The 22642-nt window shown below is 48.4% G+C and carries 18 protein-coding genes; 16 read left to right on the top strand and 2 right to left on the bottom strand.

Going from position 1 to position 22642, the window contains the following annotated elements; genetic code table 11:
- Positions 1-220: 220 nt before the first annotated feature.
- Positions 221-826 carry a hypothetical protein gene (locus CLV36_RS07220; RefSeq protein ID WP_106342184.1) on the bottom strand — a complete coding sequence of 202 codons (606 nt, stop codon included), beginning with the start codon at positions 824-826 and terminating at the stop codon, positions 221-223.
- 341 nt (positions 827-1167) lie between these two features.
- Positions 1168-2637 carry a phytoene desaturase family protein gene (locus CLV36_RS07215; RefSeq protein ID WP_181352874.1) on the bottom strand — a complete coding sequence of 490 codons (1470 nt, stop codon included), beginning with the start codon at positions 2635-2637 and terminating at the stop codon, positions 1168-1170.
- A 686-nt stretch (positions 2638-3323) separates the two neighbouring features.
- Between CLV36_RS07215 and CLV36_RS07210 the strand changes: the two genes are divergently transcribed.
- The 16 genes from CLV36_RS07210 (at position 3324) to pgsA (ending at position 22635) form a co-directional block, all read left to right on the top strand.
- Positions 3324-5681 (top strand): FtsK/SpoIIIE family DNA translocase, encoded by a 2358-nt coding sequence (locus CLV36_RS07210; RefSeq protein WP_106342182.1) that lies wholly within the window; start codon positions 3324-3326, stop codon positions 5679-5681.
- 165 nt (positions 5682-5846) lie between these two features.
- The gene (locus CLV36_RS07205) at positions 5847-6875 is read left to right on the top strand and encodes a BMP family lipoprotein (RefSeq protein ID WP_106342181.1); all 1029 of its coding nucleotides are present in this window, start codon (positions 5847-5849) and stop codon (positions 6873-6875) included.
- 325 nt (positions 6876-7200) lie between these two features.
- On the top strand, positions 7201-8712 hold the full coding sequence (locus CLV36_RS07200) for an ABC transporter ATP-binding protein (protein WP_106342220.1): 1512 nt from the start codon (positions 7201-7203) through the stop codon (positions 8710-8712).
- Positions 8709-9779: an ABC transporter permease gene (locus tag CLV36_RS07195; RefSeq protein WP_102992634.1), complete on the top strand. Its 1071-nt coding sequence runs from the start codon at positions 8709-8711 to the stop codon at positions 9777-9779. The genes CLV36_RS07200 and CLV36_RS07195 overlap by 4 nt, the downstream gene beginning before the upstream one ends.
- Complete coding sequence (locus tag CLV36_RS07190; protein ID WP_102992633.1) at positions 9772-10707, top strand: ABC transporter permease; 936 nt, start codon at positions 9772-9774, stop codon at positions 10705-10707. Before CLV36_RS07195 ends, CLV36_RS07190 begins: the two co-directional genes overlap by 8 nt.
- A gap of 99 nt (positions 10708-10806) precedes the next feature.
- On the top strand, positions 10807-11844 hold the full coding sequence (locus tag CLV36_RS07185) for a BMP family lipoprotein (protein ID WP_106342180.1): 1038 nt from the start codon (positions 10807-10809) through the stop codon (positions 11842-11844).
- Between the two features lie 150 nt (positions 11845-11994).
- Entirely contained in the window at positions 11995-13266 is a 1272-nt protein-coding gene (yfmF, locus tag CLV36_RS07180; protein ID WP_106342179.1) for an EF-P 5-aminopentanol modification-associated protein YfmF, read from the top strand.
- A gap of 13 nt (positions 13267-13279) precedes the next feature.
- Positions 13280-14572, top strand: coding sequence for an EF-P 5-aminopentanol modification-associated protein YfmH (gene yfmH, locus CLV36_RS07175; protein ID WP_106342178.1), 1293 nt, complete (start codon positions 13280-13282; stop codon positions 14570-14572).
- 53 nt (positions 14573-14625) lie between these two features.
- Positions 14626-15378 (top strand): elongation factor P 5-aminopentanone reductase, encoded by a 753-nt coding sequence (ymfI, locus tag CLV36_RS07170; protein WP_106342177.1) that lies wholly within the window; start codon positions 14626-14628, stop codon positions 15376-15378.
- A 74-nt stretch (positions 15379-15452) separates the two neighbouring features.
- The gene (locus CLV36_RS07165; RefSeq protein WP_022737596.1) at positions 15453-15704 is read left to right on the top strand and encodes a DUF3243 domain-containing protein; all 252 of its coding nucleotides are present in this window, start codon (positions 15453-15455) and stop codon (positions 15702-15704) included.
- 174 nt (positions 15705-15878) lie between these two features.
- Positions 15879-16643: a DUF3388 domain-containing protein gene (locus tag CLV36_RS07160; RefSeq protein WP_022737597.1), complete on the top strand. Its 765-nt coding sequence runs from the start codon at positions 15879-15881 to the stop codon at positions 16641-16643.
- Positions 16644-16664: 21 nt separating this feature from the next.
- On the top strand, positions 16665-17882 hold the full coding sequence (locus CLV36_RS07155) for a helix-turn-helix domain-containing protein (protein WP_106342176.1): 1218 nt from the start codon (positions 16665-16667) through the stop codon (positions 17880-17882).
- Positions 17883-17908: 26 nt separating this feature from the next.
- Positions 17909-19003, top strand: coding sequence for a helix-turn-helix domain-containing protein (locus CLV36_RS07150; protein ID WP_181352872.1), 1095 nt, complete (start codon positions 17909-17911; stop codon positions 19001-19003).
- A gap of 371 nt (positions 19004-19374) precedes the next feature.
- Positions 19375-20808, top strand: coding sequence for a helix-turn-helix domain-containing protein (locus CLV36_RS07145; protein ID WP_181352870.1), 1434 nt, complete (start codon positions 19375-19377; stop codon positions 20806-20808).
- 116 nt (positions 20809-20924) lie between these two features.
- The gene (locus CLV36_RS07140; protein ID WP_106342173.1) at positions 20925-21806 is read left to right on the top strand and encodes a RodZ domain-containing protein; all 882 of its coding nucleotides are present in this window, start codon (positions 20925-20927) and stop codon (positions 21804-21806) included.
- Positions 21807-22050: 244 nt separating this feature from the next.
- Positions 22051-22635 (top strand): CDP-diacylglycerol--glycerol-3-phosphate 3-phosphatidyltransferase, encoded by a 585-nt coding sequence (gene pgsA / locus CLV36_RS07135; RefSeq protein WP_102992623.1) that lies wholly within the window; start codon positions 22051-22053, stop codon positions 22633-22635.
- Positions 22636-22642 lie beyond the last annotated feature (7 nt).

The following is a 22642-nucleotide window of genomic DNA, read 5'->3' as shown; positions in this document are numbered from 1 at the left end:
GTAGAGCTGATTTTCTTCGTGAACCCCTTTTTCAGCCATCGATTAACCAAAGTATAGGGGTAGAAGGAGTATCCACTTGATGGATGAATGTCACCAAATTTTTAACGGGTGCTCCTTCTACTCCTAAAAGTCCCCGCCTGAATACAAACAGGACGGGTTCTTTTTGCTTTAGAGAAGAGTAAGAGGATTGTTTGCATTTAACTTAAGTAGCTACAAGACGTTATTGTAGAGAATAGGCGATTTTCCTCAATTTTTCTTTCAATTCCAATAGCATTTTATTTCTTTCGTGCATTTCTCTAAATAGAGCAAGGTCTCTTATTTGTGAGGGATTATCTTCATTTACAAACTCAATTTGTTTATCTCTTATAATCTTAGAAACTTTACTCTTGCTAGAATTTTCGTACTCATCTTCAATTTCCTGTATTTGTTTCTGTTTATACTCTTCATTATATTGATTCCTCGCTTCATCATCTTTCAAAGTTTTTACTACAGAAATTTGAAAGGAAAGGTTATCAAGTAAAAAAGTGTGATATTCCTTAGCTGGTTTAGGGACTTCTAGTGACTTAAGTGTTTCCAAGTCAGCAACTAACTCATCTTCCGTTTCATCTGGTGATGCTGTGTTTGTACTCAACACCTTGTCACTTTCCTCTAGATAACGAAGTATTGCTTCTTTCTCATCTGCTTTAGCCTGATTTAGTTCTAATCCAACAGTGTCCACTTGTAGATTTCGATACACAATAAACATTCCGAAGATTATCGCGAAAATACAGACTACTAAAAAAGTGATTCCGAGAATATAGAAAACTATTTTCACTTTCTTGTCCATGCTCTCCAGCCCTTTCGTAAAGTTACTATAAGTCAGCTCATCTTGCAATTACTTATTTTTTTGTTCGAACCATATAATGCTTTTCTGTCCGTTATATTGTTGTTTCTCTATCAATTTTCTGACCTTGCATTGAGATCCTTTCCTGATTCTTTTTTTCGCAAATAAATATGTCACCATGTTTTACTAATATGATTCTGCTTTGAAAGGGCAGTTGCTAAATTAGAATTTAGACAATTGGAAAGACTCGAAAAAGCCACATACCATTGTCTATGTGGCTTTTTCATTTCAATTATTTTGAGCATCTAAGGTAGTTATATCGATTTTCTCATTTATCGAGGGTTTCATCTCGACTGAAGAATGTGGTTGGCCGTGATTTTTCCTGACTTGACGGCTCCGATGACTCCATGTGTGTTGGGTGTCCAATGACCGGCCAAATACAACCCCTCGATCGGTGTGGCAGGCCCCATGTTGTCTGTCCAAGGTTGGGTGGCAGATTTCATCCAACCATAAATCGCTCCGTTGTGGTTGGATGTGTACCGCTCAACCGTTTTCGGGGTGGCGAACTCTTGAAAAACCAATTTTTCTTGAATACCGGGAAGGTTCTTCTCTACTAATGCCACATAATGGCGTTGAATTGCTTCTTTTCCAAGTTGGGTACGAGCGTGTTCCAAATGGGAGGCTGAGCACAAGGACATGAATGTCACAATGGCATACCCGTCGGGAGCCAACCCGGGATCAACGGAAGAAGGGCAACAAACAAGAATGCAGGGGTCTGTTTCCGGATTTAGTGGATCATACAAGTATTGTGCTTCTGTCTCCAGTTCCCGATCGGGAAAGAGGAACAGTTCGTGTGGAAGAGATTGGGTATCATGGTTGGACACCGCTCCGTATAGTATCACTGCCGAGTGGGAAGGAATCATTTGTTTCATGCTATGTAGGTAAGTGGAAGGCAAATGTTCCGCGCCTAAAAGATCTATCAGCGTTGTTCGGATGTCGGCATTGGAAATCACGGTATCTGCCTGGTAAGAGTTACCTTTATGGTCTAGCACACCCGTGACGCGCTTGCCGTCGAACAGAATTTTTGCCACTTTTTTATTGAGTTGGACGATCCCACCTTTTGATTCGATATAGTCTCGCAAAAGATTGGCCATCGTTTGTGAGCCGCCTCGCGGATAATATGCGCCATGATGATAAGAAGCCATCATTGCCATCATAAACGGGGTGCCCAATTGGTTGGTCGGTACACCGCCATAGGGGTGCAATGCTCCCAGTACCAATGCAGCATGGGGATGAGAGAAACGCCCATGCAAGTACTGGGCGAAAGACAGTTGGGTTACTTCCATCAGTCGCTGGAGAACATGGGGTTCCTGTTGAAACTGATCGTGCAAGATGATGGTTCCCAATTGCTTAATCTCTGCGATGGTTTCCTCAATTACTTTTTTATCTGCGGGAAACCATTTCCCCATCAACGCAGACAGCTGGTCGAGGTTGGCAGGAATCTCATAATGACGGGTGCCCAGATTGAGGTGGAACATGGGGTTTACTTCCAAAAATTCAATGTCACCAGATAGGCCCAACTCCTCGTACAATGAATGAATGATCCCTCCAGGTTCGCATCCGCCGATCAAATGAATTCCCGCGTCAAAAAGAAAGGTGCCCCTCCGAAAAGACTGGGCGCACCCCCCAACCACATAATGCTGTTCTAAAACGGACACTTTCATCCCTGCTTTGGACAATAACGCTCCAGCGGTGAGACCGCCCAATCCAGAACCGATAATGATGACATCAAGGTCTGTGTGCACTTGTTTCACTTTCGTTCCTCCACAAATATAATATTTATTTAATTATTTTATGATTAATAAATATATAAAGGGGCATAAAAATAGATAAGTTAATGACAATTGGTTAAATTTTGTGTGAGTGCGGTTGACCCGATCCTCTTTGACGCGCGCGTGTTGAAGGCTTGTACATGATGAGAGATGAACCGAATTGAAATACTCAGATGAAAAACAGCATTTGCCGCCTAAATTGATTAACGAAATGCTGATTTCGTTAATCAACAAATAAAACTCTATTGAAAATGAGTTTTTTTTACGTCATGTTGGCGTATGCTGTGGTTTTGCAAGATAGAACCTTTACTAGGGTGTGTCTGGCAAATCAAGTTAGTGGAGAAGAAGCGGCGGAAAAAACCTTTTCTCGAGGAGCGCCTCGCCATGCGTGAAGCGAATGAGAAAATGGTTTTGGAGCCGCTGTCCTATTCATCAGATACACCCTAATAATGTCCTATGCGAACGCCCGAACCAGGGTTTTTTTAATTTTCGCTTGATCAGTGGGCAGGGAATGGGCACATCGATGGGAAATTTCGTAAGATGGGATCATTCGCCGACCAGCCGGGGCAAAAAGCACAGATTAATCAGAAATGTCAAGGGAAGAAATCCTGCTGGTGAGCTTTTCCATGTTATAATGGAAAGCGATGGCTAAGTGAAAGGTGATCGAAATGGCAAGGAGAAAGAAAAAAAATAAGCAACCTGAACAACTAAAGCGTGAAATATTATTCGAAATTTATGGCATCACCCTTTTGGCCTTATCTTTTATCACTATGGCAAGTTATGGCGCCATCGGGCGAAACTTGACGTATTTGGCTCGGTTTATCGTGGGAACATGGGATTTTGCTGTGCCTATCATCGGCATCTGGCTGGCAGTGTACGTTATGGTCAATCGGAAATGGCCGCAACGCTGGTCGCCGCGGATGACGGGCGTGTTGTTGGTGTTTTTGTCGCTGCTGGCTTATAACCATTATCTCACTTTCCATACATTGCAGACCAAACAAGGCATTGTCGACGCCACGTGGTACCTTTTGTTGGATGAGCGGACTTCCGCTGTTCCCCAGGACATTGGCAGTGGCATGGTGGGGGCTGTTCTCTACGCTCTGTTGCGGTTTTTGTTTGCTGACACAGGCACGTTGATTGTGCTGGGGGCGTTGGTGCTGAGTGGGATTCTCTTGGTCGCTGATTTCTCGTATGTAAAGGCGTTTAAGAAGACCAAAGGCTGGATCAAGAAGATGAAGAAAAAAGCGAAACGGAGCCTGATTGAATGGCTGCGTGGATATGTAGCTAAACAAGCTCGCCGCCAGAAAAAGCGGCACAAAGCGACTGCCTCGTCGCGACGGCGGGAGGATGCCGAGCAAGGTGTTAGCAATGAGCCGATCGTCGAACCGATCATTTATGATTTCGCCGATCATGCATACCAGAAAGAAGCGGGAGATGACATGAAGCCGAAGCAGTTGCAGCTTCAGCTCAAAACAGAAGAGGGATCGACTCCTCGCCAAGACGTCCCTGCCCAGGCGGCTGGTTCAGCTGAACCGGCCAAAGAGGAAGAGTTGGTGGTCCGGTTCCAGACGCACACGCCGGCGGAATACCGGTTGCCTTCGCTTTCATTGCTCACCAAATTCAAACGGAAACATCAGCTGAATCAAGGCGATTATCAAGAAAACGCCAAAATCCTGGTCGAAAAGTTGAAGAGTTTTGGCGTGAAGGCCAATGTGACCGGAATCCATCGGGGGCCGGCTGTGACGCGGTATGAGATTCAGCCAGAGACAGGAGTGAAAGTGAGCCGGATCGTCAATCTGGCAGATGACATCGCATTGGCGTTGGCAGCGCAAGATATTCGCATTGAAGCACCTATTCCCGGTAAGTCCGCGGTGGGGATTGAAGTCCCCAATTCCGAAGTCGCCAAAGTCGGGTTGCGTGATGTGATAGAAAGTTCGCCTTACCAAGACAACCAATCCAAACTGAGCATCGCTTTAGGACGAGATATTTATGGTGAGCCCAAAGTGGACAGCTTGGCGAAAATGCCCCATTTGCTGATCGCGGGGGCGACCGGTTCGGGTAAAAGTGTCTGCATTAACGGCATCGTTGTCAGCTTGCTCTACAAGGCGCGTCCCGACGAAGTGAAGCTGCTGATGATTGACCCCAAAATGGTTGAATTAAACGTGTACAACGGCATTCCTCATCTGCTGGTGCCAGTGGTGACGGAGCCGCGCAAAGCAGCTGTCGCTCTCAAGAAAGTGGTGGCCGAGATGGAGAAGCGATATGAGCTGTTCGCCAAGATGGGAGCGCGCGATATTGAACGGTATAACCAGATGGTCACCGAACGGAAAGAGGATGGAAAAGAGCCGTTGCCCTATATTGTGGTAATTGTCGATGAGTTGGCGGATTTGATGATGGTGGCGCCATCCGATGTGGAAGACGCGATTTGCCGCCTGGCACAAATGGCCCGTGCCGCGGGGATTCATTTGATCATTGCCACGCAACGTCCGTCCGTCGATGTCATCACGGGCGTGATCAAAGCGAATATCCCTTCTCGGATCGCCTTTGCCGTTTCCTCACAAGCCGACTCGCGAACCATTCTCGACATGGGTGGCGCCGAAAAGTTGTTGGGTCGAGGGGATATGTTGTATTTGCCAACCGGTGCCTCCAAACCGATTCGGATTCAAGGGGCTTTTGTCACAGATGAAGAGGTGGAGGCGGTGGTGAAGTTTGTAAAAGGCCAGCAGGAACCCCATTACCAAGAAGAGATGATTCCGCAGGGGGGTGAGAATCAGGCGCAGGACATGACTGACGAGCTATATCCGCAAGCGGTTCAGATCGTGTTGGAATCACAGGCGGCTTCAGCTTCGCTTCTGCAACGCCGCTTGCGGGTGGGTTACACCCGGGCTGCGCGCCTTATCGATATGATGGAAGGAGACGGTCTGATCGGTCCCTATGAAGGCAGCAAACCGCGCGAAGTGTTGATGACGAAAGAACAATATGAACAGAAACAAAACAGTAGCCAAATAAGTAAACCCATGGTATAACATTTATGGGCGAAGCTTTATTTGACATCCAAATAATGTTTTTATCAAAATATAGAATCCTCTGGATTGATACGTATTTTTTCTGTATTGGTTAGAGGGGGGTTTTTTGCGTCAGATGAAGCTTAGCACTACAAGCGATTTGTTGCTGCAAGGGGGAAAATGGAAATGGTAAGAAAAGCTTGGGCTGCCGTGTTGGCGGGTGTCCTAGCTGTCTCTGTGGTCGGTTGTTCCGGGCAAAATGCAGGACAAGCTGGTGGCAAAGGATTTTCTGTAGGCATGGTAACGGATACGGGAGGTTTGAATGACGAATCATTCAACCAAAGCGCTTGGTCCGGCATTGAACGCTCCAAAAAAGAATTGAGCACGGATATCAAGGCTCTAGAATCCAAACGTGACGAAGACTATGTTCCTAACTTGACCAAATTTGCCCGTGAAGGTCGCAATATCACTTGGGGCATTGGTTTTAAGTTCAACAAAGCGATCCCAGAAGTGGCTAACCAATTTCAAAACGTGCACTTTGGCATTGTGGACGACAATTTGGGCGGAAACATTCCGAAGAACGTAACGGCAGTAACCTTTAAAGAAGAAGAAGGTTCCTTCCTTGTTGGGGCGATTGCTGGTCTGACGACGAAAACAAACAAAGTTGGCTTTATCGGCGGAATGACCTCTCCTTTGATCAAGAAGTTTGAAGCTGGATTCATCGCAGGGGTGAAAGCGGTAAATCCTAACGCGGAAGTACAGGTTGCTTATGCTGAAAGCTTCACCGACGCGACGAAAGGTCGTTCTTTGGCTCAGTCCATGTACAATGGAAGCGTTGACATCATTTACCATGCCTCCGGTGGTGTGGGCAAAGGGCTGTTTGATGAAGTGAAAGTGCGTGAACAAGGCAAATTCTGGGCTATCGGTGTCGACATGGACCAATCCAAACTGGCTCCGGAACACACCTTGACTTCCATGATCAAAAAAGTGGATGTTGCCGTATTTGATGTGATTAAAGAATTGAAAGAAGGAAAACTCAAAGGCGGCGAGCAAAAAGAGTTCGGCTTGAAAGAGGGCGGCGTAAGCTTTGTAAAAAGCAAGCACATCAGCGACGATGTAGTGAAAAAAGTGGAAGAGTTCCAACAAAAAATCATCAAAGGCGAAATCAAGGTGCCAACCACGCCTGAAGAAGCGAAAAACTTTAAAGCGAACTAATCAGGCGGAGCAAGAGTTGGAGGAACACTCCAACTCTTTTTTATGTCCAAATTAGAAAAACATATTGAAATTCTGTGGTTATAGTAGCTATTTATAAAAATATCTCTTCCTAATTCTAATTATCTCATGTATACTAGAAATCCCTCTTGTTTTAATCCGCTTTCATTTGGAAGAGAGATGGTTCGCCGTTTTTTTGATTTTGGCATCATGCATACTGCTGAAAGCGTTGTCTCATTCTAAAATGGAAAGACAAGGGATATAAACAAGGGGAGAAAGCACGATCCTTTTCATTTATAAAGGGGGGAAGCCTGTGAACGTCGTTGAGATGCTAGGAATCACCAAACGGTTCCCGGGAATCGTTGCCAATGATCAAATTCATCTCACTGTGAAAAAGGGTGAGATTCATGCCTTGCTTGGGGAAAATGGAGCTGGAAAGTCAACATTGATGAACATCCTGTTTGGCTTGTATCAGCCGGATGAGGGTGAAATTCGCATCAAGGAACAACCGGTTACCATCACAGGCCCCACAATGGCCAATAAGCTTGGAATCGGTATGGTTCACCAACACTTTATGTTAGTCCAACCATTCACTGTCACCGAAAACATCATTCTGGGTGACGAACGGAGCAAGTTGGGCATCATCGATGTGAAAAAAGCGGAAAGTGAGATCCGGCGCCTGTCGGAACGCTATAATCTCAAGGTGGATCCCACGGCTAAAATATCTGATATTTCCGTAGGCATGCAGCAACGGGTGGAAATCCTCAAAACATTGTACCGTGGCGCTGACATTTTGATCTTTGACGAGCCGACTGCCGTGTTGACTCCGCAAGAGATCAATGAGTTGATGGAAATTATGCGGAACCTTGTAAAAGAAGGGAAAACAATTATTTTCATCACACATAAGCTGAAAGAAATCATGAGCACTTGCGACCGGGTAACGGTGATTCGCCGCGGAAAGGTGATCAAGACGGTCGATGTGCAAGATACGGATGAGAATCAACTAGCCGCGCTGATGGTTGGCCGGGAAGTCTCTTTCGAGATCGAAAAAGCAGAAGCCAATCCGAGTCAAACGGTGTTGGATATTGCCAATCTGGTTGTTGAAGACAATCGCGGTGTAGAAGTGGTTCGCGGGCTGAACATGCAAGTGAGAGCTGGTGAAGTGGTCGGCTTGGCTGGTGTGGACGGCAACGGACAAACTGAATTGATCGAAGCGATCACCGGCTTGCGTCCGGTAAAAGGCGGGGTGATTCGCCTTGGCGGGCACGATGTGACCAATGCAAGCCCTCGCAAGGTGACCGAAGCGGGCGTGGGCCACATCCCCGAGGACCGTCACAAACGCGGGCTCGTCCTTGACTTTTCGGTTAGTGAAAACATGGTCTTGCAAACATATTACCAAGAGCCGTTTTCGAAAAATGGGCTGATACAAAAAGATGAAGTGGATAAATACGCGGAGCGATTGATCAGCGAGTTTGACGTGCGCACGCCTGATAAACACGTGCCTATTCGTGCTTTATCCGGCGGTAACCAGCAAAAAGCGATCATCGCTCGGGAAGTGGACCGCAATCCTGACTTTTTGATTGCGGCGCAACCGACCCGTGGGTTGGACGTAGGGGCGATTGAGTTCATCCATCGCCGGATCATCGAACAACGGGATAATGGCAAAGCCGTGCTGTTGGTCTCTTTGGAACTGGATGAAGTCCTGAAATTGAGTGATCGGGTGGCTGTGATTTATGAAGGGAAAATCGTCGGCTGGGTTGACCCGAAAAACACCTCCGAAGAAGAATTGGGCTTGTTGATGGCCGGCAGTGTCAAACAACAGGAGGTGAAGGCGGAATGAAAGTCTTGTCTCGCATCAATTCACAATCTACTTTTATCACTTCCCTGTTGTCCATTTTGCTAGGGATGTTGATTGGCGCGATCATGATGGTGGTGGCCGGATATGATCCGATTGCGGCTTACAACGCGTTGTTCGTCAGTGCGTTGGTGCAGCCATACGACCTCGGTGAAACGCTCCGGACGATCACGCCTCTGATCCTGACTGGTTTGGCGGTTGCCTTGGCGTTTCGGACGGGTTTGTTCAACATCGGCGTTGAGGGGCAGTTTATCGTGGGTCAGTTGGTGGCGATCATCGTCGGGCTCAAATTGAATCTGCCTCCTGTTTTGCATGCAGTTGTGGCTGTGATCGCCGGTGGCTTGGCCGGAGCTGTATGGGGCTTGGTACCGGGCTTGTTGAAGGCGACGCGCGGGGTTCACGAGGTGATCATCTCTATCATGATGAACTTTATCGCCTTGTATCTGTCGAACGCATTGGTTTTCCACTGGATGTCCAATGGGGCCGATTCGACGCCGAAAATCATGGATTCCGCTTCGCTACGCATTGATGCTGTTTCACAAATGTTCGGAGGCGCCCGTTTGCATTTTGGACTTATCCTTGCGATCTTGGCCGCTTTCGTTATGTATGTGCTTGTATGGCGTACCCGGTTGGGATATGAATTGCGCGCGGTTGGACACAATCCGCTGGCAGCGGAATACGCGGGCATGAGCGTTAAACGCAACATCATTTTGTCCATGATGTTCAGCGGTACGTTCGCCGGTTTGGCCGGAGCGGGCGAAGCGTTGGGTACAAGCGGTTATCTGGCGATTCAACCTGCCTTCACGGGTATCGGGTTTGATGGCATTGCGGTAGCTCTGTTAGGTGCCAGCACTCCACTAGGTGTCGTGTTGGCTTCTGTGCTGTTTGGTATCCTCACATATGGCGGCGGAAACATGCAGTTTGAAGCCGGGGTGCCGTTTGAAGTCATTCGGGTAGTATTTGCCGCAATCATCTTGTTTGTGGCTGCCAATGTAACCGGCCGGCTCTTGGGCAAGTTCAGCCGGAATAAAGGGGGGGACAAGCGTGCTTGATACGTTGACCAACATATTATCAACAACTGTCATTTATGCCACCCCGTTGATTTTGGCCGGGATGGGTGGCCTGTATTCTGAGCGGTCCGGTGTCGTCAATATCGGGTTGGAGGGATTGATGACCATTGGTGCGTTTACCGCGGTCGTTTCCACTCTAACAACCGGTAGTCCATGGCTGGGCCTGCTGTTTGCAGTTCTTGCAGGGGTGTTGCTCGCATTGCCGCACGCTGTTGCCTCCATTACATTCAAAGCGGATCAAGTGGTCAGCGGTGTGGCGATCAACTTTTTGGCTTTAGGGTTATCCGTTTATTTGGTTAAGCACTTGTATGATGGCGCGGGGCAAACCCCGGTGGTGGAAAACAAGTTAAATGCCATCGCGATTCCGTTTCTGAGCGATATTCCTGTGATCGGCCCCTCTCTGTTTAAAGCGTTGCCGACCACGTATATCGCGATTTTGGTGGTACTGATCAGTTACTATCTGCTTACTCGTACCACCTTCGGCATGCGGTTGCGCGCGGTGGGCGAACATCCGCATGCGGCGGAGACAGCGGGTGTATCCGTGGTGAAAATGCGCTATGTTGCCGTATTGATCAGTGGCGCGCTGGCCGCATTAGGGGGAGCTGGATTGTCGATTGCCATCGGTAGTGAGTTCAACCAAGGCACAGTGGCGGGTCAAGGGTTTATCGCTTTGGCCGCGCTGATTTTCGGGAAGTGGCGTCCGTTTGGGGTACTGGGGGCGGCAACGTTCTTCGGTTTTGCCGTAGCTTTGACCCTGACAGGCCAGCTGTTCAATGTAACGAAATACGTGCCCAGTGAAGTGCTGAGCATGTTGCCTTATGTGTTGACCATCCTGGCGTTGGCTGGCTTCGTAGGCCGGGCGGAAGCGCCTGCAGCAGTTGGGAAACCATACGAAAAAGGAAGCCGTTAATCCTCATCAAAAGACCTTAGCCAATTCATTGGCTGAGGTTTTTTTTATTTGCTCAGGTTCATACTAAGTTCATCCAGATCAAAACAAAGGAGGATTATCATGAAACGGATGAGTTGGGCTTCGTTGCTACTGGCTTGCTGTGTATTCTTGCTGTCTGCGTGTGCAGGCGGCGGAAACGTCAACCAAAAGGCGAAAGGCGATTTCTCCGCCGGGATGGTGACTGACACGGGCGGTTTGAACGATGAATCATTCAACCAAATCACTTACGCCGGCTTGAAACGGGCACAAAAGGAATTAGGAATAGATATCAAGGCACTTGAGTCAAAGCGGGATGAGGATTATGTGCCCAACTTGACCAAATTTGCCAGGGAAAACCGTGACATGATATGGGGTGTCGGTTTTAAGATTGAAAAAGCCATTGCTGATGTGGCAAATCAATTTCCAAATGCTCAGTTTGGGATCGTGGACAGCGATATGGGCGGCAAGATTCCCAAAAATGTTACCGCTGTCACCTTCAAGGAAGAAGAAGGCTCATTTTTGATGGGGATGATTGCCGCTTTGAGCACCAAGACGGGAAAGGTTGGCTTCATTGGCGGGATTAGCTCCCCCCTCATCAAAAAGTTTGAAGTGGGGTATCGAGCCGGTGTTCATGCGGCAAACCCCAAAGTGAAAGTGCAAGTAGCGTACGCTGAGAGCTTTAATGATGCCACCAAAGGGCGGTCGCTGGCCAAAGCGATGTACGATGGTGGAGCTGATATCATTTATCATGCGGCTGGCGGTGTTGGAAAAGGATTGTTTGACGAAGTAAAGACACGGGAAAAAGGAAAATATTGGGCTATCGGAGTGGACATGGATCAGAGTCGCTTGGCTCCAGATCACACTTTGAGCTCGATGGTTAAGAGAGTGGATGTGGCTGTTTTCAACGTGATGAAAGCCCAGCAACAGAAGAAGCACAAAGCAGGCAAATTGTTGCAATTCGGCTTAAAAGAAAACGGGGTGGACTATGCCTCAACCACTACCAAACATGTCAAGCCTGACGTGCTCAAACGGGTGGATGAATTCAAACAAAGAGTGGTCAATAAAGAACTGATTGTTCCTGCAACAGAAGCTGATCTGAAACAATTCATGCAGAGTTAAAACGGCGCCGCCCGACTGCTGTGAACGAGCCGTTGGGCGGTAGCGCTTTTTCGAAAAGGGAATTCATCCGAAAAAGTGGTTATCGTTTCCATTCAGTTGGAATTAGTCTATAATGTTAATACATCGGCACATTAAAGGAGAGGTGTCAACGTGGCCAATAACCATTTTGAAACCGTTTCGATTGGGAATATCCAAGTGCATGTCTTACCAAGCACCAAGTTTAAAACGACCACGTTTGTAGCTTATATCGGACAAGAACTTAAGCCGGAAACCGTAACCAAAACCGCGCTGTTGCCTGCGGTGTTGCAACGGGGTACACAATCGACCCCCACCACGATCGAATTGAAAAGAAAGCTGGATGACCTGTATGGAGCCATCCTGTTTGGCGACGTGTCCAAACGCGGGGAACGCCACCTAATGGAATTTGGTCTGGAAATCGCCAATGAGCGGTATTTGCAGGACAAGCCGGCGCTTTTGGAAGAAGGGCTGTCCTTTTTCACCGAAGTTTTGTTTGCCCCGGCAACCGAAGGAAATGGGTTCAAAGCTTCTTATGTGGAGGCTGAAAAGAAGAACCTCAAGCAAAAAATCGAAAGCCTGCAAGACGACAAAATCCGCTATGCCGCTCAGCGGATGGTAGAAGAGATGTGCAAAGGCGAACCCTACGCCTTGTTTAATCACGGACGGTTAGCTGATTTGGAGCAATTGGGGGCGACCGAACTTTATACATATTATCAGGATGTGATTCGCACCTGCCCCATCGACCTGTACTGCGTGGGCAATGTTTCGACGGAACAGGTTGTCGAACTGTTGCGTGACCGATTGGCCTCGCAGGCAACTGGGCAACGCAAGACATATACACTCGCCCCCGTCGTCCGCGAAGTGAAGGAAGAAAAGGTGGTTGTCGATCGGCTCAATGTCAAACAAGGCAAATTAAACATCGGTTGCCGTACACAAACGGAGATCACTTCGAACGACTATCCAGCACTGGTTGTCTACAACGGGATTTTGGGTGGGTTCCCGCACTCTAAGCTTTTCCGCAATGTGCGTGAAAAGGCTAGCCTGGCGTACTACTGCTCTTCCCGACTGGAAAGCCTCAAGGGCTTACTGATGATCCAATCCGGCATCGAAATCGGCAATTTCCAACGAGCGGTCGACATCATCAAAGAACAATTGGAAGCTATGCGTCAGGGACGGATCGACCAACAAGAATTGGAACAAACCAAAGCGACATTGACCAATGCCTACAAGGAACAGCAAGACCGCTCTTACGAGCTGATCCATTTCCATCACCAATCGGTGTTAGCTGGGCAAGAAAGAACGCTGGAGCAGATGCTGCAAGCCATTCAGCGCGTCAGCATAGAAGATGTCGTGCGGGTGGCGCAAAAGGTGCAATTGGATACGATTTATTTCCTGCGTGACTAGGAGGGGAATGCTGATGCAAAAAATTGAATTCGCCCAAATCCAAGAAACCCTGTTTTATGAAAAGCTACCCAATGGATTGCATGTGTACATCTTGCCGAAGCAAGGGTTCAGCAAGACGTACGCCACTTTCACGACGAAATACGGTTCAGTTGACAACACCTTTCAAGTGCCCGGCAAGGAGAAAATCTCCGTACCCGACGGGATCGCCCACTTTTTGGAGCACAAGATGTTTGAACAGCCTTCCGGTGAAGATGTTTTCCAAGAGTTTTCACGCCAGGGCGCTTCAGCCAATGCCTTTACCAGCTTTACTAGAACAGCGTATCTCTTTTCTTGCACCGACCATGTGGACAAAAACTTGACCACTCTGCTCGATTTTGTGCAATCGCCCCATTTCACGGATGAAAATGTGGAGAAAGAAAAAGGAATCATCGGTCAGGAAATCCGTATGTATGATGACAATCCAGATTGGCGCTCCTACTTTGGTCTGATCGAGGCGATGTACCAAAAACATCCCGTGAAAATCGACATCGCCGGCACAGTTGAGTCCATTGCACAAATCAACAAAGAGTTGCTGTACACCTGTTACGAGACGTTTTACCATCCAAGCAACATGCTGTTATTTGTCGTCGGTGCGGTGGACCCGGAGCGCACCATGACCTTGATCAGGGAAAACCAAGCCGCTAAAAAGTTTGAGCAACAAGCGGAGATCGTCCGTTTCTTTGACGAAGAGCCGGACGAGGTGGCCCAGCCGCTGAACGAAATGAAATTGAGTGTGGGTATTTCCAAGTGCCTATTTGGTTTCAAAGAGGGCAAAGCTTGGACACAAGTGGAAGGGGAAGCCGCATTGAAACAAGAATTGGCGACCCAAATCGTGCTGGAGGCCTTGGTCGGCCCGGCGACTGAATTGTATCAATCCCTATATGACGAAGGTTTGATCGACGATAACTTCGGTTTTGACTACTCATTGGAAAGCGGATTTGGCTTTTCGATGATGGGAGGGGATACACCTAATCCTGATCGGTTGCTGGAGCGGATACGGGAAGAATTGCCGAAGAAGATTGACCAAGGCATTTCGCAGGATACCTTTGACCGGATTCGCAAGAAAAAAATCGGTAGCAATTTGCGGTATCTCAATTCCCCTGAGTGGATTGCTAACCAATTCACCAGTTACCAATTCAAAGGGGTAGACTTGTTCCGCATCATTCCGATGTTGGAGGAGTTAACACTGGCTGACGTGAACGAGCGAATGAAAGAACATATCGATTGGTCGCGTTTTGCTGTGTCGCTAGTGCGGCCATTGGGATAATAAATGTATGCGTCCTTGAAAAAGGGCGCCTTTTTAAATGGGGGGATGGACGGATGGAAGCGAAGTTGGCAGGGGAAGTCGCGTGGGTTACCGGAGCGAGCGGAGGGATCGGCGCGGCTGTCGCAGAAGCATTGGCAGAGGCAGGGGCCGCGGTGGCGGTCGGATATCTGAATTCCGAGGCTGAAGCACAACGTGTTGTTGAGCGTTGCCGAACATACGGCAGGCCGGCTTTTGCGGTGCGGCACGACGTGGCAAGAAGAGAGTCGGTAGACCAGGCACATCAAGCGATTGTCTCCCAATTGGGAGCGCCGACGGTTCTTATCCATGCTGCTGGACAGGGCATGGTCGGTTTTTTTCAGGATCATTCGGAGAGTGAGTTTGATGACGTCATGGATGTACATGTGCGGGGGTTTTTTCACTTGGCGCAAGTCGTGTTGACGAGCATGTTAAGCCGCAAACACGGGCGGATCGTGGCGGTCTCATCCATATGGGGCCAGACGGGTGGCGCGCTGGAAGTGCTTTATTCTGCCGCCAAGGGAGCGCAGATCGGCATGGTGAAAGCCCTCGCTAAAGAATTGGCGCGTTCGGGAATCACAGTCAACGCAGTGGCTCCTGGCGCCATTCACACGAAGTTGTTGGATGGGCAACTAACCCGTGACGAACAGGAGGCGTTGGCTGATGATATCCCGATGGGCAGATTGGGGGCGCCGGACGAGGTGGCCCATGCGGTGAAATACCTGTGTTCTGGCGACGCGGGATATGTGACTGGCCAAGTACTTGCGGTCAATGGCGGTTGGTACACATAAGCATAAAAAAAATGTTTTTGTCCCATATTACTCTTAGAGCGATAAAATCGCTGAGTGGTATAGGAGGGAAAAGCATGACCATCTTGGAAAATTTTGATCAGTGGAAAGAGTTTTTGTCAAATCGCGTGCATCAAGCGGAGAAGCTGGGGATGGATCGCGAAACGATTTCCGAATTGGCCTACCAAATTGGTGACTACTTGGCAAAAGACGTTGACCCGCAAAACGAGCAAGAGCGGCTGTTAGCCGATTTGTGGAGTGTGGCTAGTGAAGATGAGCAACGCACCATGGCGAATTTGATGGTAAAATTAGTTGATTCAAATAAGTGATTAGTGCATCGTATATAAAAATAAAACACCTGTAGATATCAGGTGTTTTATTTTTATAACTACATAATTTGTTTATTTTTAAAACTACCTCCTTCAATTTGGATTATGCTATACTAAAAGTCATATGAATCCCTTCTAAAGGCAAGCGGTGAAGGAGTGGAGGGGTGTTTTGGAATGAGTTCTCAGGAATGGTATTTGGAATATCAAATTCATAAAAACCGACCGGGGCTACTAGGGGATCTCGCCTCTTTGCTGGGTATGCTTTCCATAAACATTGTGACAATTAACGGTGTGGAAAACAGCCGCCGAGGAATGCTTTTGCGAACAGAGGAACAACAAAAAATTGAAGCATTGAAACAGATCCTCCTCGGTGTTGACAATATCACGATCACCGCGTTGCGCCCGCCGAAATTGGTGGATAGGATGGCCATACGGCATGGGCGGTATTTGGATCGGTGCATTGAAGACAAGCGAACCTACCGTTTTACTAGGGACGAATTGGGCTTGCTTGTTGATTTTATGGCAGAGCTGTTTAAAAAAGAAGGGCACCAGCTGGTTGGGGTGCGAGGTATGCCACGCGTGGGGAAAACGGAGTCGATCGTGGCTTCCAGTGTCTGCGCAAATAAACGGTGGACATTTGTTTCATCCACCTTGTTGAAGCAGACAGTTCGAAGTCAGTTGGCTCACGATGAATTGTCTGAGAACCATGTGTACATCATCGATGGCATTGTGTCTACGCGCAGAGCCACCGAACGACATGACCAATTGGTCAGGGACATTTTGCGGATGCAAGCAACCAAAGTGATTGAGCATCCAGATATTTTTGTCAAAGAGACGGAATACACGCTCGATGACTTTGACACGATCATTGAATTGAGAAATCATCCTGATGAACAGATTACGTACGAAGTGGTGGAACCAGAATTCGATGGATTTTAACAAACGTTTGGAGGGGGAAACATGGCCGGGATTGGAGCTTATTTGCGTCAGGCGCGAGAGCGGCAGGGATACACGCTCGAGCAAATGAACAGTTCTACGAACATTCATACAGAATATTTGAATGCGTTGGAAAATGATCGCTTCGACCAATTGCCAAGTCCGTTTTATGCCAAAGCGTTTTTGCGCACATATGCGAAATGCTTGGGCTTAGACGCGCGGCCTTTATTGGATTACTTTGAGAAAACGGTGCTGGGGAAAACGGAAGAACCAGCACAACCGACAGTGCAGCCGGCTCCACAACCGCGTGCTACTTTCGGACCCAACAATATCAAACCGGTTGAAGCAAAGCAAGATTCGTTTGCTTTGCCACAAGGACAACCATTGCGCCAAACACAGCCGCAATCTTTGCTCAACAAAAAGACAAAACCGCAAGATCAACAAACGACTCGCACTGTGATGCCGGTTTCCATGCAACAAGGAGGGCATGTACAACAGACTCCGATGCAACCAAGGGCCGCACAGTCCATGCCGCCGAGGGCGATGACACCACCGCAACTACAATCTATGACGCCTCAGGCACAGCCGCCCACACCATTGCCACCATCACAGCCACAACAACCAACACCATCGCTTGAAATGACACAAACTCTGCGTTCGAATTTGCCGAACTTGCAGCAAACCATGCAACATCAACCGTTGGCGCCGCGCCGGATCGCTTTGGAGAGCAAGAGTGAAGGCCGGAAAGACAAAAAGCCCCTCACATGGGTTTTGCCCGTTGCCATTGGAGCGTTGTTACTGGTGGGCGGAACGTTGTATTTTACCGTGTTCCAGCCGGAAAGCGATACAGCCGGCGGAAATGTGGACAAGAATGTGGCCGATTCCGTTGACCATAGCGTGCGTGCGGATGGGCAAAACACTGTCTACCTGGAAGAAGGTGGGACGTCCGATAATCCATTGGAAGGGCAATTGTATTATGTGCGAAACGCTAATAAGCTGGAAGTGAAATTGAAAGGCAGGGACGGCGAATCGACCGTCAGCTTTGCCCCGACGGCCAAAGACACCCCGCAAGAATTTACCTTGAAAGTCGGCGAAGAGAAAACCTTGGAGATCGGTAACCAAAATCAGGTTTGGTTCCGCTTGGGTACCCCATCCAATGTGGAAGTGACAGCGAATGGGCAGACTATCAACACCTCGGCTCAAGATACGGAGAAAAGTTACCGCGTGCAATTGAAGAAATGATGAAGTAGTTGGCGGGAGGGATCAGCTTGTCTAATGAAATAGGTTACCGGTTACGACAAGCGCGTGAATTATTGAGGCTTTCGCTTGAAGATGTAGAAGCGACCACACGAATCCAGAAAAAATATCTGATTGCTTTGGAGCAGGGGGATTTCAGTCAATTTCCCAGTCCGGCGTATGTGCGCGCGTATGTGCGTGCTTATGCCTTGGCCGTAGGCGAAAATCCACAACAATTGTTGCAACTTTACCAGCCAGGGCCCCAACCACCGACTGGTGCGAGGTCGGTGAACCAGCGGTTGCCACAACAACCAGTGGCGGGAGGGCAACAGCTGAGACAAGCCAACACCCGGATGACTCCGACACAGTCTGTCCACCCGAACCGAATGGAGCAAGCGAAGTCCTTGCGCCAAATGACAGAAGAATCGGCGGAACTCGTAGAGCAACCGACGTTGGCGCGCACGGCCAAGGGCAAGCCGCGGCGTCCTCAGATGCCGGCGGATGTGCCGGATCCGGAAGAACTGGGAATCACTCCTTCTCCGCCTGAGCCGGCAGCAGGGCCGCGCAGGCAAGCAAGCCCGCCCCTACAACCGCGTAGAAGAGATGCGAGGCGGGAAAAAAAGAAGCAAGGCTCCGTATTCGGCAAGGTGTACACAATTATGTTGATCGTGGGCGCGGTGTTGCTGGTGCTCGCTACCATCGCGTTTATGTGGTACCGGGCAGAAAACGCAGCGCAATTAAAATCGAAGGAAGCCCCTCTTACAGTGAAGCAAAATCAGGTGAAAGAAGCGGACAAGCCGTTGGGCAAACCGCGTTTGTCCGTTCTCTCCACCTCGCCTGAGGGTCCGGACCGATATGAACTGATCAATGCGCATGAGTTGGAGTTGAAAATCAGTTGGTTGAGAGAGTCGGGTAGCGCATTCGAAGTGAGGAAACAAGAGATAGACAAGCCGTTTGTCCAAGGCGAGGTTACTGAGGATAAAAAAGTATTCACCCAGTCATTTTCGACTGGGGTCTGGCTCAAATTGTTAGAACCTAAAAATGTTTCTGTAAATATCAACGGATTTCCTGTTGTTATCAATAAATATTCAAGCGCAAAAGATATTTATATCTCCGTTGTGAAGTGAAGCTCTCTGTGATAAGAGAGCTTTTTTGACACATGAAAAAGGTCGTGGTATGCTTGAGTCAAATTCTAAACAACCTTCTTAGGTGTTTTTTGTTATATAAATCTACTAAGAATGGTTATTGATTTTGATAAACAACTTCTGTTAATCTGAAAAGTATGGGTTAGTGATTGAGTTGCTTTTATACAATCAGCAATATGTAAAAACGTATCTGCATGAACCGAGAGATGGATGTTCTGGTGCCTGAAAAGTAATATATTCACTTTTAGTCTTAGCTAATCGGCAGATACATTGGGAGTATATCTACCATTTTAAGTGAAAACAAATTGAAGGTTGGATCATGTTTATTGACAGCCTTTCAGGAGGTGGCTGGGGTGTCTGTCGAAATCGGCTCATATCTTCGACAAGCCCGCGAAGCGATTGGTCTATCCCTCGATCAATTACAGGAAAAGACGAAAATTCAAAAATCCTTTTTGATTGCAATCGAAAATGGCGAGTTTGATAAATTGCCTAGTCCATTCTATGTACGTACGTACCTTCGCTCATATGCCAATTGTGTAAAAATTGAACCTCATCATATTTTGAGACAATATCGCAAAATGGAGCAGGCGGAACGTTTCAATACAACTGTTCTCAAAGCCATTACCGAAAATGATTTAGCGCAGACCCAAACGCATTCGTTTGCTGGACAGTTGACTGGCAAACTGCCCACCATCAATCAGGCGACGGGTGTTCACAAGCCGGTTGGGCAGCAGACGAGTGCATTCAAACTGCCAACAGTCAACCAAAAACCTGCTCAATCGCGCATCAACACACAAACGGCATTGACCGCGAAGCGCACAGAAAGCGACAAGTTGCGCAGGGACAAAGAGCTGGCACGCCGGGATGTGGGTTACCAACGGACGACGGGCATGATGAAGGCAATTTCCCAAAAACAAGAGTTGGAGCAGACCATTCCGGGGAATGCCCAAGCTACATTTAATCAGCCTAAGTTCACGGCACCGCAACCGCCGGAGGAGACCCCACTCAGCCAGGAGTCGACACTTGCGCACACGTTGCATTCAAGGCGGACGCGGGACAACCAAAAATTAAACCCGACCAGCACCGGGCCAAAGAGCATATTATCGCGCACCGCCCAAATGAAAAAGGTGGATACAGGCTCCACCAATCCATTGCCGTCGGTGCGTGAACCGTTTTCCCAAGAGCAGGAGCAACATGATCCAACGGATCAGAAGGCCGTACAAATGCCATCGCTGTCTAGAAGTGCCGTCAAAAACAAGAAGCCGAAAAAGGTCTCCACGCCGAAGTTCAAGGCTCCTAAGCGTTCTGTGATCATCGCGGCGGCTAGTTTGGCCTTGTGTATTCCGATTGCTTGGGGCGTCGCCTCCTTTGTTGGGGATGACGAAGATAGCAAGGGCAAGGAGCAAATCACGACAGGCGAGACCAAATCCCAACAGCCGGCGCCAAATCAGGAGCCGACGCCAACACCCTCGCCTACAACTACGCTTAAGTTTATCAGTAGCGGAAAGACAACCGACCATTACCGAGTGAGTGGAGCGGGGGCGGAGATCAAGGTGGAGGCTTTGGGAGAGTTGGGACTTGATCTTCGTCACCGAGCCGATGGGAGTCCGTTTAAAGATGTAAGAGTGAGTGCGGGCAAGACGTTCACTTACAAGCATGACTTTTCACAGAGTCCTGACATCTACATCTATCTCAACAAACCAGACAATGCCAAAGTGACAGTCAATGGGGAACCAGTGCAGAAATCGGCGACGTTCATTCATCTCAAACAAGATAATAACCAATAGCGAAAAAGCAAGCCTAACCACACACAGGCTTGCTTTTTTGACGAATCTTTCCCCTGTGAGCTATACTGTAGGAGTTAATTCTGTTCAATCATCCCTATAGGAGGTACATAGGTGAAATGCCTAACCCTTTTACACAATTGAGAACAACTAGGGAAAACCAACAACTGAGCGTGTCGGATGTGGCGGAGTTAACCCAAATTGAGCCGCACTATATAGAAGCGCTTGAAAGCGCCGAATTTTCGAAGTTGCCGGATCCGGTTTACGTAAGAGGATATATCCGTACGTACGCCCGTGTTTTGAATGTGGCCCCCAATCCTTTATTGAGCTACTACAAAAAATGGGAGGAACAAAACCAAACTTCCATAGAGGCAGAGGCCGCTGTTGGCAGTGCCGTTCCCGCTGCCTCGTTAAGTAGAAAAGAGCGGTCCAAACGGGCAAAGGATGATGCCGGCCGGGCGGCTTTAATCAATGAGTGGTGGAACCGTCTGTCTCAAAACAAAGTCGTCTGGGTGGCGGCTGCGGTGATCGCCGTGCTCGCCATCGGGGCGGTGGTTACTTGGGCAGTGGTCAGCGGAGGCAAAGAAGTGAAAGTCGTTTCCGCTGACTCGGAGGCGAAGCCTAGCGATGCGTCCGTGATAAACAAGCAGCGCCCCCGCGTGATGCTGTTCCAAACCTCAGACAGTTATGAGTTTGGCGATGTTTATCAAGTTGAAAACGCGGATCAGGTGGTGGTCAAAATCACGGCCAAAAAACCGACGGATATCCGTGTGCGCGCTGGCGGCCCGAAAGGAAAAGCGTTGTTCGACAAGAGGCTGGAGGCAAACCAGACGATGACGTTCAACGACAACAAGTGGTTGTCCGTACGCTTAGATAACCCCGATCAAGTGGCGTTGTTTGCCAACGGAGTGTTGATCGACACCTCAACGCAAAAAGAAGTGTCGCTTTACCAAGTGCGTATGGCCAACGCAACCGGGGAAGACTCGTCCGCACAAGAATAAGCATGGAATAGGGCAGGGGAATCCCTGCTCTTTTTTGACACCGCCTAGCCGGTTGGTTTATACTTACGAAAGAATTACACTAGGAAAGCTTTGGCTCGAGGGGTGTGTGCTGACAAGGGTGCTGACGGGCCCGCTTATTCAGCTATTTCCCGTCTGACCAAATAGATGGTTCTTGGTTTAAGATGGTGCTATAAATTACATTACTATCTGAGTGAATCTGTCATAGCCAGGGAGGTTGGTTAAGGTGAACCTAGCCAACAAGATTACGCTGGCCCGTATCTTCTTAGTACCAGTCGTGATGCTTTTTTTGTTGGTTCGCTTTAATATGGGCTACGTCCAGGTGGGAAGCGTTACCCTAACAGTAAGTGAGATTATTGCCACCTTCATTTTCATTTTGGCTGCCGTCACCGACGGGCTTGATGGGTATCTGGCCCGCAAAAACAAAATGGTGACCACATTGGGTAAGTTTTTGGACCCTTTGGCCGATAAGCTATTGATTACGGCGGCATTGATTTCACTTGTCGAAATGCAACGCCTGGAAGCGTGGATTGCGATTGTTATCATCAGTCGCGAATTTGCCATCACAGGTCTGAGGATGATTGCGGTGGCTGAAGGGGTGGTCATCGCGGCTAGTCCGTTGGGGAAGCTGAAAACGATCACTCAGATCGTCGCCATTGTGGCGTTGATGCTGAACAATGTCCCGTTTTCTTCGATCTCTTTTCCATTCTCAGAAATTGTTACATGGCTTGCGGTTATCGTGACGGTGATTTCCGGACTTGATTATTTCTACAAAAACAGAAAGATCGTCTCGATGACCCATTTGCAGTAACCCAATG

Source organism: Laceyella sediminis (genome assembly GCF_003003125.1).
Classification (GTDB): domain Bacteria; phylum Bacillota; class Bacilli; order Thermoactinomycetales; family Thermoactinomycetaceae; genus Laceyella; species Laceyella tengchongensis.
The sequence above is the reverse complement of the archived record's forward strand: the minus strand, read 5'-3'. Positions and strand labels throughout refer to the sequence as shown.

Coding starts and splice junctions, on each gene's coding strand:
- CLV36_RS07220 (WP_106342184.1), bottom strand. CDS start 826: ATGGACAAGAAAGTGAAAATAGTTTTCTATATTCTCGGAATCACTTTT.
- CLV36_RS07210 (WP_106342182.1), top strand. CDS start 3,324: ATGGCAAGGAGAAAGAAAAAAAATAAGCAACCTGAACAACTAAAGCGT.
- CLV36_RS07205 (WP_106342181.1), top strand. CDS start 5,847: ATGGTAAGAAAAGCTTGGGCTGCCGTGTTGGCGGGTGTCCTAGCTGTC.
- CLV36_RS07200 (WP_106342220.1), top strand. CDS start 7,201: ATGCTAGGAATCACCAAACGGTTCCCGGGAATCGTTGCCAATGATCAA.
- CLV36_RS07195 (WP_102992634.1), top strand. CDS start 8,709: ATGAAAGTCTTGTCTCGCATCAATTCACAATCTACTTTTATCACTTCC.
- CLV36_RS07185 (WP_106342180.1), top strand. CDS start 10,807: ATGAAACGGATGAGTTGGGCTTCGTTGCTACTGGCTTGCTGTGTATTC.
- yfmH (WP_106342178.1), top strand. CDS start 13,280: ATGCAAAAAATTGAATTCGCCCAAATCCAAGAAACCCTGTTTTATGAA.
- ymfI (WP_106342177.1), top strand. CDS start 14,626: ATGGAAGCGAAGTTGGCAGGGGAAGTCGCGTGGGTTACCGGAGCGAGC.
- CLV36_RS07165 (WP_022737596.1), top strand. CDS start 15,453: ATGACCATCTTGGAAAATTTTGATCAGTGGAAAGAGTTTTTGTCAAAT.
- CLV36_RS07160 (WP_022737597.1), top strand. CDS start 15,879: ATGAGTTCTCAGGAATGGTATTTGGAATATCAAATTCATAAAAACCGA.
- CLV36_RS07155 (WP_106342176.1), top strand. CDS start 16,665: ATGGCCGGGATTGGAGCTTATTTGCGTCAGGCGCGAGAGCGGCAGGGA.
- CLV36_RS07140 (WP_106342173.1), top strand. CDS start 20,925: ATGCCTAACCCTTTTACACAATTGAGAACAACTAGGGAAAACCAACAA.